General features: G+C 71.5%; 11 protein-coding genes and 2 tRNA genes. 8 read left to right on the top strand and 5 right to left on the bottom strand.

The genetic code is table 11. The features are described from left to right. Nucleotides 1–532: ABC transporter ATP-binding protein (locus BBH68_RS05740; RefSeq protein ID WP_141712955.1), on the top strand; the 532-nt coding region annotated here is incomplete at its 5' end. Continuing rightward, nucleotides 529–3,018 (top strand): ABC transporter permease, encoded by a 2,490-nt coding sequence (locus tag BBH68_RS05735; protein WP_065959349.1) that lies wholly within the window; start codon nucleotides 529–531, stop codon nucleotides 3,016–3,018. The genes BBH68_RS05740 and BBH68_RS05735, both read left to right, overlap by 4 nt. 105 nt (nucleotides 3,019–3,123) lie before the next feature. Here BBH68_RS05735 and BBH68_RS05730 read toward each other — a convergent pair whose 3' ends face one another. Next, nucleotides 3,124–4,302 carry an acyltransferase family protein gene (locus BBH68_RS05730; protein WP_065959348.1) on the bottom strand — a complete coding sequence of 393 codons (1,179 nt, stop codon included), beginning with the start codon at nucleotides 4,300–4,302 and terminating at the stop codon, nucleotides 3,124–3,126. 637 nt (nucleotides 4,303–4,939) lie between these two features. Between BBH68_RS05730 and BBH68_RS05725 the strand changes: the two genes are divergently transcribed. Beyond that, nucleotides 4,940–5,104 (top strand): hypothetical protein, encoded by a 165-nt coding sequence (locus BBH68_RS05725; RefSeq protein ID WP_404777344.1) that lies wholly within the window; start codon nucleotides 4,940–4,942, stop codon nucleotides 5,102–5,104. Nucleotides 5,105–5,203: 99 nt separating this feature from the next. Here BBH68_RS05725 and BBH68_RS05720 read toward each other — a convergent pair. Further along, nucleotides 5,204–5,277: transfer RNA gene (locus BBH68_RS05720), tRNA-Gly, on the bottom strand. 173 nt (nucleotides 5,278–5,450) lie between these two features. Between BBH68_RS05720 and BBH68_RS05715 the strand changes: the two genes are divergently transcribed. The 5 genes from BBH68_RS05715 to clpX all read left to right on the top strand — a co-directional run bounded on the left by BBH68_RS05715 (nucleotide 5,451) and on the right by clpX (nucleotide 10,291). Beyond that, nucleotides 5,451–5,527: transfer RNA gene (locus BBH68_RS05715), tRNA-Pro, on the top strand. Between the two features lie 174 nt (nucleotides 5,528–5,701). Further along, nucleotides 5,702–7,132, top strand: a complete 1,431-nt coding sequence (tig, locus tag BBH68_RS05710; protein ID WP_065959344.1) for a trigger factor — start codon at nucleotides 5,702–5,704, stop codon at nucleotides 7,130–7,132. Between the two features lie 352 nt (nucleotides 7,133–7,484). Beyond that, nucleotides 7,485–8,099: an ATP-dependent Clp protease proteolytic subunit gene (locus BBH68_RS05705; protein ID WP_065959342.1), complete on the top strand. Its 615-nt coding sequence runs from the start codon at nucleotides 7,485–7,487 to the stop codon at nucleotides 8,097–8,099. A gap of 52 nt (nucleotides 8,100–8,151) precedes the next feature. After that, nucleotides 8,152–8,823 (top strand): ATP-dependent Clp protease proteolytic subunit, encoded by a 672-nt coding sequence (locus tag BBH68_RS05700; protein WP_065959341.1) that lies wholly within the window; start codon nucleotides 8,152–8,154, stop codon nucleotides 8,821–8,823. Nucleotides 8,824–9,004: 181 nt separating this feature from the next. Next, nucleotides 9,005–10,291 (top strand): ATP-dependent Clp protease ATP-binding subunit ClpX, encoded by a 1,287-nt coding sequence (gene clpX, locus BBH68_RS05695; RefSeq protein WP_065959338.1) that lies wholly within the window; start codon nucleotides 9,005–9,007, stop codon nucleotides 10,289–10,291. Nucleotides 10,292–10,368: 77 nt separating this feature from the next. Here the strand turns inward: clpX and BBH68_RS05690 are convergent, their stop codons facing one another. Genes BBH68_RS05690 through BBH68_RS05680 form a run of 3 tightly spaced genes read right to left on the bottom strand, consistent with a single transcriptional unit; the run spans nucleotide 10,369 to nucleotide 13,338 of the window. Continuing rightward, entirely contained in the window at nucleotides 10,369–11,238 is an 870-nt protein-coding gene (locus BBH68_RS05690; protein ID WP_065959337.1) for a hypothetical protein, read from the bottom strand. A 52-nt stretch (nucleotides 11,239–11,290) separates the two neighbouring features. Continuing rightward, entirely contained in the window at nucleotides 11,291–12,298 is a 1,008-nt protein-coding gene (locus tag BBH68_RS05685) for a hypothetical protein (RefSeq protein WP_065959333.1), read from the bottom strand. A gap of 41 nt (nucleotides 12,299–12,339) precedes the next feature. Continuing rightward, on the bottom strand, nucleotides 12,340–13,338 hold the full coding sequence (locus BBH68_RS05680; RefSeq protein WP_065959332.1) for a hypothetical protein: 999 nt from the start codon (nucleotides 13,336–13,338) through the stop codon (nucleotides 12,340–12,342). Between the last annotated feature and the right edge of the window lie 11 nt (nucleotides 13,339–13,349).

Below are 13,349 nucleotides of genomic sequence, written 5' to 3'. Positions count from 1 at the left end.
GCTGCCGATGCGGCTCGCGGGCGCGCGCCCCGACTGGGCCCGGGCCCGTGCCGTGCTCGCCCAGGTGGGCCTCGGCGAGCTGGGCGGGCGCCGCCCGGGGCGGCTCTCCGGCGGGCAGCAGCAGCGGGTCGCCATCGCCCGCGCGCTGGTCACCAGCCCCGACGTGGTCTTCGCCGACGAGCCGACCGGCGCGCTGGACACCGGCACCGCCGCCGAGGTGCTCGGCCTGCTGCGGCACGCCGTGGACGCGCTCGGCGCGACCGTCGTCATGGTCACCCACGACCCGGTGGCCGCGAGCTACGCCGACCGTGTGCTGTTCCTCGCCGACGGCTCGCTCGCCGACAGCGTGACGGGCGCCCCGGCCCAGGACATCGCCGCCCGGATGACCCGGCTCACCGCCCGCCCGGCCGCGGCCCCCACGGACCCCGCCGCCCTCCGGCCGGCCCGCACGCCGGACGTCCCGGCCCATGCGCCGGGCATCCCGGGCGGTGCGCCGGGCGTCCCGGGCGGTGTGCCGGAGGCCGTCCGATGAGGCTCTTCGGCAACGGGCTGGCCCGGGCGGCCGTCCGCTTCAAGCCGGCCGCGTTCGTCGGCACCTTCATCGCGCTGGTGCTGGCCGCCGCGATCGTGTCGGCCTGCGGGATCCTGCTGGAGAGCGGGTTGCGGGCCACCGTGCCGCCCGGGCGTTACGCGCACACGCCGGTCGTGCTCACCGCCCACCAGCGGGTGGGCAGCCAGGAGGAGTCCGAGCCCGCCCCCGACCGCGTCCGGCTCGACGCCTCGCTCGTCGCCACGGCCGCCCGCACCCCCGGCGCGGCGGCGGCCGCGCCCGACCTGACGTTCCCCGTCCGCCGCGGCGACGCCGCCCTCACCGCCCACGGCTGGGGCTCCGCCCCCTTCACCGGGGCCGCGCTCGCCGTGGGCGCGGCCCCCCGGGACGGCGAGGTCGTGCTGGACCCGGCGGCGGCCCGCGCGGCGCAGGCCCGCCCGGGCGGCCGGATCACCCTGACCACGGCCGACGGCGCCCACCGCTTCCGGGTGTCCGGCATCGCCCGTACGAGCCCCCAGGGCCGCACCGGCGGCCCCACCGTGTGGTTCACCGACGCCCGGGCGCGGGCCCTGTCCGGCCACCCGGCCACCGTGGACGCCGTCCTCGTCCGCCCCCGCCCCGGCACCACCCCCGGCGCACTGGCGGCCCGCCTGGAGCGCGCCCTCAAGAACGCGCCCGCCGCGCGCGTGTGCACCGGCGAGGGGCGCGGCGCGGCCGAGGAGCCCGGGCTGGAGGGGGCCAGGGAGGTTCTGGAGGGGATCGGCGGCTCCTTCGGCGGGGTCGCCACCGTGGTCGCCCTCTTCACCACCGCCGGCACCGTCGCGCTCTCCGTCGGCCAGCGCGGCCGCGAGATCGCCCTGCTGCGCGCGATCGGCGCCACCCCGCGCCAGATCCGCCGGTCCATCGCCGCGGAGGCGCTGCTGGTCGCCCCGCTCGCGGGCGCGCTCGGCACCCTGCCCGGCATCGGCCTGGCGCACTGGTGGTTCGGACAGCTGCGGGACAAGGGCGCGATCCCGGCCGGGGTGGAGCTCTCGGTCTCCTGGATCCCGCTGGTCAGCGCCGTCGGCGCGGGGCTGCTCACCGCGCTGCTCGCGGGTCTGGCGGCGGCCCGCCGACCGGCGCGGATCAAGCCGGGCCAGGCGCTCGGCGAGGCGGCGGCCGAGCCGTTCCGCCCGGGCGTCGTCCGGACCCTGCTGGGCACCGCGGCCCTGGCCGGCGGCTGTGTGCTGGCGGGCGTGGCGGCCTCGTCCTCGGGCGAGGACGCGGCCAACGCGGCGCTGGGCGTGGTGATGCTGTTCATGCTGGCCGTCGGGCTGCTGGGCCCGTTCGTCGCCCGTGGCTGCGCCTGGCTGGTCGGCCTACCGCTGCGCGCGGGCCGGGCCCCGGCCGTCCTGGCGGCGGCCAACGCCCGGGCCAACGCCCGCCGCCTGGCCTCGGCGATCACCCCGCTCGTGCTCGCCATGGCCTTCGCCTCGACGCTGGTGTTCCTGCACACCAGCGAGGACCACGCGACGGCCGGGCAGCGGCGCGAGGGCGTCGTCGCCGACCACGTCGTGTCCGCGCCGGGCGGCCTGCCCGCCGACGCCACGGCCCGCGCCGGCCGGGTCCGGGGGGTGGCCGCGGCGGTCGGGGTGCTGCGCACCGGAGTGCTGGTCCGCAAGGGGTCGGGCGACGGCGCCTGGATGGAGACCGCGTCGGCGCAGGGGGTGTCCGGCACGGGCCGCGCCCTGGCGGCCGTCCAGGACCTCGACGTCCGCACGGGCGGCCTGGACGCGCTGGGGCGCGACGCGGTGGCCGTGGACGCGGGCCTCGCGTCCTCCCTGGGGGTGGAGGTCGGCGACCGGCTCCGGTTGAGCCTCCCGGACGGCTCGACGGCCGCGCCGAGGGTCGTCGCGACGTACGGGCGGGGGCTGGGCCTCGCGCAGGTCACCCTCCCGCGCGCGGCGCTGGTCTCCCATGTGACCTCGGGCTTCGACAGCCATGTGCTGGTACGGGACGCGAAGGGCGCCGACCCGGCGGCCGTCGCGGCCGCGCTCGGCCCCCTCGGGGAGGTCACCGGGCCCGGTGGCTACGCGGCGGCCCGGGACGAGGAGAACGAGCTGAACGCCTGGGCCAACACGGTGATGGCCGCGGTCCTCGGCGGCTTCGCCGCCGTCGCCGCCGCCAACACGCTGGTGATGACCGTCCTGGACCGCCGCCGGGAGCTGGCCATGCTCCGGCTGATCGGGTCGACCCGGCGGCAGGTCCTGGACATGGTGCGCTGGGAGGCGCTGCTGGTGGTCACGGCCGGGGTCGCGCTCGGCACGGCGATCGCGCTGGTGACGCTGGTGCCGATGGCCCGCGGAATGACCGGGGAGGGTCCGTACCTGCCGCCGTTGACGTACGCGGGTTTCGTGGGCGCGGCGGTGGCCCTGGGGCTGCTCGCGACGGGGCTGCCCGCCCGGGCGGGGCTCCGGCACGGCAGGTGACGCGGAAGGCACCCGGAACGGCGAAGGCCGTGCCGGGCCGGGGTGATCCGGCTCCGGCACGGCCTTCGCCAGTGCCCGGGTCGTGCGCGGGGTCTCGGGCGGCTGTCAGGCCGCCGAGGAGCGGCCGCGGGCCTGCTCCCCCGGGTCCTTCCGGAAGGCCCACTCCATCTTCGGCTCGATCGCGAAGCGGAACAGGCGCTGCACGGGAGGCGTGCACAGGAGGGTGACGACCGTGGCGGCGACCAGCGTGACCGCGATCTCGCCGAGCGGCTTGTGCAGCCACGCGTAGTCGTCGTACCAGCCCCAGAAGCGGGAGCCCTTGGCCAGGAAGCCGTGCAGCAGGTACCCGTACAGGGTCCCGGCGCCCAGGGCGGTGAACCACATCCGGCGCCGCGGCACCCAGGCGAAGAAGCACGCGACCAGCACCATCGAGCAGCCGAACATGGCGAGGGTCATCACGGGCCCGGTCCACGGCGGCGCGGCGAGCTCCTGGACACTGTCGCGGCGGTAGAACCACGCCGAGTTCATCCGCGGGCCCGCCCAGTAGGCGAACGCGACCGCGCCGGCGAACACCGGCAGGGCCACCAGCCGCGTCCGGGGCGTGCGGATCCGCTGGAAGTGCTCCGCCTTCATGTGCAGCCCGATCACGAAGAACGGCAGGAACTGGAGCACCCGCTGCAGATCGAGGTCGTCACCGATGTCGGGGGAGACCGAGGCCAGCGTGGCGATGGCCAGCGAGACGGGGATCGGCCAGCGGATGATCTTCCAGATCGGGGTGGTCATCCGCCAGACGAACAGCGCGATCAGGAACCAGGTGAGGTACCAGGGGTCCAGCAGGCTGAAGTCGTACGTGGGGTCGTCGTCCGCCCAGCGCTTGAAGAAGGTGTAGGCGATCTCGAAGATCAAATACGGTACGGCGATCCCGGTGATGAGCCGCCTGAGCCGGTGGGGCCGCATGTCGAAGCTGCGGGAGAAGTAGCCGGAGATGAGGATGAACGCCGGCATGTGGAACGCGTAGACGGTCATGTAGAGCGCTTCGGCGGTGCGGCTGCCGTCGGTCAGCGGCTCCCATGCGTGGCCCATGGCGACCAGGACGATCGCGAGGTACTTCGCGTTGTCGAAGAACGCGTCCCGCTGCTTGGGCTCGGGCTTGGCCGGGGCGGTGGGCGGACCCGTCTGGTGCCCTGCTCTGTCGCGGTGCGGTGTGGGGGGAGGGGGCTCCGCCTCCCGGGCCGGGGGGAGCGGGGCCCGCTGGTAACCGTGCGGGCGCAGGGAGTTGGTCACAGGCCCTCCCACCAGGAGCTGGGGGACAGGACCCGGGACCACACTGCGCGTGGGGGAGTCGTGGCAGCGTGGAACATTCAATGCACGATAGCCGTGAAACCCGTATTGCGTAAAACCTCGTTCAGTTCTTTGTTGCCTATCGCATGCATGGCTCGTGCAGGTATCGGGCGGGGGCAAGTCGACAAAGCGATCCGATCGTTCGGTATGACGATCCACCACCGCCCGATCTGTCGGGTTTCGTACTGGTTAAATGGTGACATATGCCCCGGAGGCGGCTCTGGCGGAATGTCTGCTTCATTGGCGCTTTGTCGTTACGTCCCGCCGGGCCGGAACGGCCCCGGGGAAATTCGGAATTTCCCGCCGACTATGTGATCAAGTCCAATTCCGATGGTCGGGCAGGCCCTCGAATTGTGTGCGGCGTCACGCTGCCCCGGGTCGTGGAGTGGCGCCCGGCGGGGTAGGTGAGGTGCGGACCGAAGGACCGGCGGTTCCGTCACGCGGCTCCAGGGCGGCGGGAGTTGATGGCACGATGGTGTCGCGGGGGTGTGCGAGGTCGCGTGCTTCCGGGCCGGTGAGATGCGTGGCGACCGAGGGTGTGTGATCAGTCGTGGTCATATCTGTGTCTTTGGTGATATTGGTGGGCATCATCCTTGTGTTGATGGTCCGCAACGGCAAGATCAGCTGGGGGCCGGCCCTCGTGGCGGCGCTCTTCGGCTTCCTGCTCGCGTCGTCCGACCTGGCGCCCAACATCCAGGACTTCCTCGACTCGGTCTCGCGTTCGATCAGTGAGATAGACCTCTGATCCCACGCTCCGGAAGCGCGCCCGGCGGCGCGCCCGGAAAGAGGGGGAAACACGAACGGCCCGGCGCCGGGAGAATCCCGGGCACCGGGCCGGAAGGCATGGAGCGGGCGACGGGAATCGAACCCGCGTAGCCAGTTTGGAAGACTGGGGCTCTACCATTGAGCTACGCCCGCCTGCGCCGCCACCCCGCCGGATCTTCCGGGCGCGGCCGTCGAGCGTGATCGCCCGATCCGCGGCACGGCAAGCATCGTAGCGGGTCCGCACCACATCCCGCACACCCTTGCCCACCAGTCGAAAAAGCGGCGGCCGTGGCCTGCCGGGGCATGTACCCTACGTGTCGCACCGACGGGGTGTGGCGCAGCTTGGTAGCGCGTCCGCTTTGGGAGCGGAAGGTCGTCGGTTCGAATCCGGCCACCCCGACCAACATCACGATCACCCTCGCGATCACGAGCGCAAGATCGCATTGTGGGCCGCGTCATGCGTGCGGTTACTATGCAAGCTGCGCGTCTGTGTCTTTCTCTGCCGGGCGCGATCCGCTGAAACGCACCACAGCAACGCAGCAGAACACCAAGAAGTCAGCCCCAAGGAGACCGAACCGTGAAGAGCGCCGTGGAGACCCTGAACCCGACTCGGGTTCGGCTCACTGTCGAGGTGCCCTTCGAGGAGCTCAAGCCCAGCCTCGACGCGGCGTACAAGAAGATCAACCAGCAGGTCACGGTGCCCGGCTTCCGCAAGGGCAAGATCCCGGCCCGCGTCATCGACCAGCGGTTCGGCCGCGGTGCGGTGCTGGAGGAGGCGGTCAACGACGCCCTTCCGAAGTTCTACACCGACGCGGTCAACGAGGGCGAGCTGAACCCGCTCGGCCAGCCCGAGGTCGACATCACCGAGCTCAAGGACAACGAGCTGCTGGCCTTCACCGCCGAGGTGGACGTACGCCCGACGATCGAGATCCCGGACTACTCCGGCATCGAGGTCACCGTCGACTCCGTCGAGGTCTCGGACGAGGACATCGACAAGGCCGTCGAGCAGCTGCGCGACCGCTTCGCCACCACCAGCGCCGTCGAGCGCGCCGCGGCCGAGGGCGACGTCGTGACCGTCGACCTCGAGGCCAAGGTCGAGGGCGAGGTCCTGGAGGACGGCGTCGCGAGCGGCGTGAACTACACGATCGGCTCCGGCGAGCTGCTCGAGGGCATCGACGAGGCGGTCACCGGCCTGGAGGCCGGCGGCTCCGCCACCTTCACCTCCGAGCTCAAGGGCGGCTCCGCCAAGGGCAAGGAGGCCGAGGTCACGGTCAAGGTCTCCGAGGTCAAGGCCCGCGAGCTGCCCGAGCTGGACGACGACTTCGCCCAGCTGGCCAGCGAGTTCGACACCCTCGAGGAGCTGCGCGCCGACACCCGCAAGCGGCTGGAGCGGTCGAAGAAGTTCGACCAGGCCACCCAGGCCCAGGAGAAGGTGCTCGACGCCCTGCTGGAGCTGGTCGAGGTCCCGATCCCCGAGAAGCTCCTCGAGGACGAGATCCAGACCCGCAAGCACAACCTGGAGCACCACCAGCTCGGCCAGATGGGTCTGACCCTGGACTCCTACCTGGAGATGCAGGACAAGACCGCCGAGGAGTTCGAGGCCGAGCTCAAGGAGCAGGCCGAGAAGGGCATCAAGACCCAGTTCGTGCTCGACGAGCTGGTCAACAAGGAGAAGCTGTCCGTCGGCCAGGAGGAGCTCACCGAGCACCTGATGCGCCGCGCCGCCTCCTCCGGCATGAGCCCCGACCAGTTCGCGCAGGCCGTCGTCGAGGGCGGCCAGGTGCCGATGCTCGTGGGCGAGGTCGCCCGCGGCAAGGCCCTCGCCGTCGTGGTCGAGGCCGCCAAGGTGGTCGACGACAAGGGCGAGACCGTCGACCTGGACGACGAGGACGAGACCGGCGAGACGGTCGAGGCCGCCGCGGATGAGCCGGCCGCCGAGGAGCCGGCCGCCGAGACCGAGGCCAAGGCCGACGAGGGCGACAAGGGCGGGGACAAGACCGAGGGCTGACGCCCGGCGGCCCCCCACAGCCCGTAGAACGGGCCCGGACGTGATGAGCGCGTTCCGGGCCCGTTCGCGATTCCACGGGCCGTACGCGGCCCCGTGCGGCGCCCCGCGCGGCCCCCGGAGCGAATCCCCGGCGCCCCGCCCCCCGCCCGGCCCGCCCCGGGCCCGGAACCTGCGCTCAGAGCGAACAGTTCCTGATGCGGGATGGCCGCCGCCGACCAGCGCGTTAGGGTCCGTAGATACGAGGGCAGGGGAGTCCCACGAGCCCGCCGGAGCATACCGGCGGTTACGCCCCCGCGTCCCAGAAGAAGACGCTGAGACGGCCAGTCGCCGTCAGAGACGAGCAGGTGGATACGTGACGAATACGATGCCTTCCGCCGCCGGCGAGCCGACCTTCGGAGGCCTCGGCGACCAGGTCTACAACCGGCTGCTCGGTGAGCGGATCATCTTCCTCGGCCAGCCGGTCGACGACGAAATCGCCAACAAGATCACCGCGCAGCTGCTTCTGCTCGCCGCGGAGCCGGACAAGGACATCAACCTCTACATCAACTCCCCGGGCGGCTCGATCACGGCCGGCATGGCGATCTACGACACCATGCAGTACATCAAGAACGACGTGATCACCATCGCCATGGGCCTGGCCGCCTCGATGGGCCAGTTCCTGCTGAGCGCGGGCACCCCCGGCAAGCGCTTCGCGCTGCCGAACGCGGAGATCCTGATCCACCAGCCGTCCGCCGGCCTCGCGGGCTCCGCGTCGGACATCAAGATCCACGCCGAGCAGCTGCTGCGCACCAAGAAGAAGATGGCCGAGCTCACCGCTCTCCACACCGGCCAGACCGTTGAGCAGATCACCCGCGACTCCGACCGCGACCGCTGGTTCTCCGCCGAGGAGGCCAAGGAGTACGGCCTGGTCGACGAGGTCATCGCCTCCGCCGCACACATCCCGGGCGGCGGCGGCACCGGGGCCTGATCCCCCCGCCCCCAGCCGACCCAGACCACTGCTCATCACCAGGACGGTGCATGTGAACACCCAGAACCAGCCCGGTAGCGGCCTGCACGCCCGCTACGCCGGCCCGCAGGCCGAGGCCCGCTACGTGGTCCCGCGCTTCGTCGAGCGGACCTCCCAGGGCATCCGGGAGTACGACCCGTACGCCAAGCTCTTCGAGGAGCGCGTGATCTTCCTCGGCGTGCAGATCGACGACGCCTCGGCCAACGACGTCATGGCGCAGCTGCTGTGCCTGGAGTCGATGGACCCGGACCGCGACATCTCGATCTACATCAACTCGCCCGGCGGCTCGTTCACCGCGCTGACCGCCATCTACGACACGATGCAGTTCGTCAAGCCCGACATCCAGACGGTCTGCATGGGCCAGGCGGCCTCCGCCGCCGCCGTGCTGCTGTCCGCCGGCACGCCCGGCAAGCGGATGGCGCTGCCGAACGCCCGCGTGCTGATCCACCAGCCGTACAGCGAGACCGGGCGCGGCCAGGTCTCCGACCTGGAGATCGCGGCCAACGAGATCCTGCGGATGCGCTCGCAGCTCGAGGAGATGCTGGCCAAGCACTCCACGACGCCGATCGAGAAGATCCGCGACGACATCGAGCGGGACAAGATCCTCACGGCCGAGGAATCGCTGTCCTACGGCCTGATCGACCAGATCGTCTCGACCCGCAAGACCTCGGTCGGCCTGGGCTGACACTCCGGTATCGGCGCCCCCCTCGCACCGAGTAGGGCCAAGGGGGGCCCGAACCGGGCCCCGGGCAAGGTACCGTTCATAGGGGGCTGGGGTCCGCCCCCGGTAACAGCAGCAGAAAGCGCAGCGCAAGCACCCGGATTCGTGGGAACAAAGCGGATCCAAGGCGAAGGGGAATCACCTCGTGGCACGCATCGGTGACGGCGGCGACCTGCTCAAGTGCTCGTTCTGCGGGAAGAGCCAGAAGCAGGTGAAGAAGCTCATCGCGGGCCCGGGTGTGTACATCTGCGATGAGTGCATCGACCTCTGCAACGAGATCATCGAGGAGGAGCTCGCCGAGACCTCCGAGGTGCGCTGGGAGGAACTCCCCAAGCCGCGCGAGATCTACGAGTTCCTCGAGGGCTACGTCGTCGGCCAGGAGGCCGCGAAAAAGGCGCTTTCCGTCGCCGTCTACAACCACTACAAGCGGGTCCAGGCCGGCGAGAACAGCGCCCACAACCGCGACGACGGCATCGAGTTGGCGAAGTCCAACATCCTGCTGCTCGGCCCGACCGGCTCCGGCAAGACCCTGCTGGCGCAGACCCTCGCCCGGATGCTCAACGTCCCGTTCGCCATCGCCGACGCGACCGCGCTCACCGAGGCGGGCTATGTCGGCGAGGACGTGGAGAACATCCTCCTGAAGCTGATCCAGGCCTCCGACTACGACGTCAAGAAGGCCGAGACGGGCATCATCTACATCGACGAGATCGACAAGGTGGCCCGCAAGAGCGAGAACCCCTCGATCACCCGTGACGTCTCCGGCGAGGGCGTCCAGCAGGCGCTGCTGAAGATCCTCGAGGGCACCACCGCCTCGGTGCCGCCGCAGGGCGGCCGCAAGCACCCGCACCAGGAGTTCATCCAGATCGACACGACGAACGTGCTGTTCATCGTGGGCGGCGCCTTCGCCGGTCTGGAGAAGATCATCGAGGCGCGGGCCGGCGCCAAGGGCATCGGCTTCGGCGCCACGATCCGCTCCAAGCGCGAGATCGAGGCGAGCGACCAGTTCCAGGAGGTCATGCCGGAGGACCTGGTGAAGTTCGGGATGATCCCGGAGTTCATCGGCCGCCTCCCGGTCATCACCTCCGTCCACAACCTCGACCGCGAGGCGCTGCTGCAGATCCTCGTCGAGCCGAGGAACGCGCTGGTCAAGCAGTACCAGCGGCTCTTCGAACTCGACGGCGTCGAGCTGCACTTCGACCGCCCGGCCCTGGAGGCCATCGCCGACCAGGCGATCCTGCGCGGCACCGGCGCGCGCGGTCTGCGCGCCATCATCGAAGAGGTCCTGATGTCGGCGATGTACGAGGTGCCGTCGCGCAAGGACGTCGCCCGCGTCGTCATCACCGAGGACGTGGTCCACTCCAACGTCAACCCGACGCTGGTGCCCCGCACCCGCGGCGGCGAGCCGGGCGAGCGCCACGAGAAGAGCGCGTAAGAGCCGCCAGAAGGCGCCACAAGACGCGAGGAGGGCCCTGGGAACCCCAGGGCCCTCCTCGCGTCTCGGCGCGTCTCTCAGGCCGGTTTGCGGGTGGCCTTGTAGATGCCCGCGGTCACCTTGGCGAACGCCTCCATGTCGGCGTCGTCCGCGCTCGTGCTGTCCGCGTTGACGTCCAGGACCATCGCCGCGTCCGTCTTCTCCGCCCAGGCACACGCCGGGGCGGAGATCCGGTCGTACATCTTGACGACTTCGCACTCTATGCTCGGCCCGTCCGCGCCCTCGGGCCGGAACTCCTTGCGCTTCTTCTCCACCGTCGGGGAGGCGTCCCCGCCCGAGAAGCCCTTGAACATCTCGTCCCGGACCTTGTCGGGGTCGCTGAACTCCCCGTACACACCGGAGAAGGCCAGCCCCGAGTTCGCGTCGTCGGCGCGCGTGTACTGGGCCAGCACCGAGGTGGCGCCCTCGGGCATCCGGTCCTGCACGCTGGTGCCCTCGTTCTCCAGGTCCTTGGTGCCCTTGTCCAGCGTGTACGTGCCGTCGTCGAGCGTCTTGGGGGTGACCAGCTTCATCGCCTCGGGCTTGCCGTCGCCCTTGCTGAGCACCACGGCGCCGGTGACGACCGCCCCGACCACCACCAGAGCCGCCGCCGAGATCGCGATGATCTTCGTCTTGTTACGGCCCCCGCCGGGCGCCCCGGGCCCGGGGAAGGGCGGCTGGGGCTGGCCGTACGGCGCGGCCGGCTGCTGGGGATAACCGTAGCCCGGCTGCTGCGGCGGCTGTTGGGGGTAGCCGTACCCCGGCTGCGCCTGCGCGTACGGATTGGGCTCCGCGGACGGTTGCTGGGCCCCGCCGTACGGGTTGGGCTGACCGCCCGCGTACGGGTTGGGGCCGGACTGGCCTCCGCCGTAGGGGCCGGGCTGCGGCGGCGGCTGGTTGTAGCTCATGTGTGGGGATTCCCCTCCGGGCTGCGGCCTGTGGACTTCGCTGGGCGGGCGGCTACTTGATCTCCACGCGGACGTCCTTGCGGACCTTGGCGGTGGTCTCGGCCGCGGTGTCGATCGACATGCCCCCGCCGGAGAGCGCGGACGAGACGTCGGAGACCACCACATAGCCGACGGTGCTGTGGTCGGCCCACATGCACAGCGGGATGGTGAAGCTCTTGGTGGCCTGGGTGGTGCCGGTGAACTTCACGTTCTGGCACTTCATCACCGCGTCGTCCAGACCGGCCGGGGTGACCGACTGCGGGCTGCCCTCGAGCTTGGCCTCGCCGCCGCCGTTGACGCTGGAGTCCTTCTCGGCCTCCTGCGAGATCTTGGCGAACGCGCCGTCCACCACGGCCTGGGGGTTGTCGATCTTGCCCCACAACCCGTTGAACTGCATGACCTTCTGGCTCATGCCCTCGCCGGCCTTGTAGCTGGCGCCGGCGTCCTCCGCGTTCTGCACGCCCAGCTTCTCGAAGTCGGCCTTGTCGCTCTCGTTCAGCGTGCTGCCGCCCTTGGAGGCGTCCTTGGTGTACTCACCGGCCACCGTCTCGGGCGTGATCAGCTTGTAGCGCTTGCCGTCGTCGGCGACGACCTTCTTGCCGCCGCCCCCGTTGCCGCCGCTGCCGCCCTTGTCGTCGTCCTTGTTGTTGAACAGCAGGATGCCGCCGACCACCGCGGCCACCACGACCACCGCGCCGATGGCTATCGCCAGGCCCTTCTTGTTGCCGCCGCTCGGCGGGGGCGCCGGCTGGTACGGCCCGGGCATGCCCGGCTGCCCGTACGGCTGCTGGGGCTGGCCGTAGGGGCCGGCCTGCGGCTGCTGCGGGTAGCCGTAGCCGGGCTGGGGCTGCGGCGGCTGCTGCGGCTGGCCGTACGGCCCCGGCTGGCCGTAGCCCCCCTGCTGGGGGTAGCCGCCCTGCTGGGGGTAGCCGTAGCCGGGCTGCCCGGCCGCGCCGCCCTGTCCGTAGGGACCCGGCTGCTGGGGCTGCTGGCCGTACGGGCCCGGCTGGTTGTAGCTCATGTCTGTCCTTCGTTGTGTTGCCGGTTGTCCCGGCTGTCGATCTAGTTGTCGATCTCGACGCGCGCGTCGTCGCGCACCTTGACGGTGAGTTCCGCGGCCTCGCGCAGTGACATGCCGCCGCTGCCCAGGACCGCGGCCGCCGGGTCCACCATCACGGTGACGCCCAAGGTGTCCTTGTCGCCCCAGACGCACGCGGGCGCCTCCACGGATCCCTGATCCGCGGTGAACTTCAACATCTGGCACTTCAGGACGTCCCCGTCGAAGCCCTTCGGCGAGAACTCCTGGGCGCCGCCCTGGGCCTGCGCCGTGCCGTTGTCCTGCAGCGCCTTGACGATGACCGCCAAGGACAGGTCCGCGCCCCGCTTGGGATCGGTCACCTCGCCCCAGACCCCGGTGAACTTCATCATGTTCTTCCCCGAGGACTGGTAGTCGGCCGCCACCAGGTGCGGATCGTTCACGACCGGCACCTGCTGCAGATCCTTCTTGCCGGCCTCGGACAGGTCGTTCTCGTCCGTGCCGGCCCCCTGGCGCTGGTAGTCGCCGGCGACCGTCTTCGGGGTGGTCAGTTTGTACGGGCCGTCCGCGCCCCCGCCGAGCAGGAGCCAGGCCCCGCCGGCCGCGGCCCCCAGGGCCACGATCACCCCCACCGCGATGCCCGCGGCCCGGCCCCGGCGGCGGCCGCCCTGCGCGGGCGGCTGCGGCTGCGGATAGCCGTAGCCGGACCCCGGCGTCTGCTGCGGGGGCGGCGCCTGCTGCTGCGGCGGCTGGGCGTACGGATTCGGCCCGCCGTACTGGCTCGGCTGACCGTAGCCCCCGTACGCACCGCCGGGAGCGCCGTAGCCGCCCTGCGGCTGCCCGCCCGGTTGCTGACCGCCCTGCGGCGGCTGCCCGCCCTGTGGTTGCCTGTACTGCTGCGGATAGCCGTAGCCGGGCTGCTGGGCATAGGGATTGTTGGGCACGGGCGGCTGCTGGCCGGCGCCGTACGGACCCGGCTGCGCCCCGTAGGGCCCGGGCTGCGGCGGCGGCTGGTGGTAGCTCATCGTGCCCTCTC

The organism is Streptomyces sparsogenes (assembly GCF_001704635.1).
GTDB classification, from domain to species: domain Bacteria; phylum Actinomycetota; class Actinomycetes; order Streptomycetales; family Streptomycetaceae; genus Streptomyces; species Streptomyces sparsogenes.
Note: the sequence above shows the minus strand (reverse complement) of the source record. Positions and strands in the feature narration are given on the sequence as shown.

Excerpts from the sequence above, each read along its gene's own strand:
- BBH68_RS05735 (WP_065959349.1), top strand. The coding sequence starts at position 529 with ATGAGGCTCTTCGGCAACGGGCTGGCCCGGGCGGCCGTCCGCTTCAAG.
- BBH68_RS05690 (WP_065959337.1), bottom strand. The coding sequence starts at position 11,238 with ATGAGCTACAACCAGCCGCCGCCGCAGCCCGGCCCCTACGGCGGAGGC.
- BBH68_RS05685 (WP_065959333.1), bottom strand. The coding sequence starts at position 12,298 with ATGAGCTACAACCAGCCGGGCCCGTACGGCCAGCAGCCCCAGCAGCCG.
- BBH68_RS05680 (WP_065959332.1), bottom strand. The coding sequence starts at position 13,338 with ATGAGCTACCACCAGCCGCCGCCGCAGCCCGGGCCCTACGGGGCGCAG.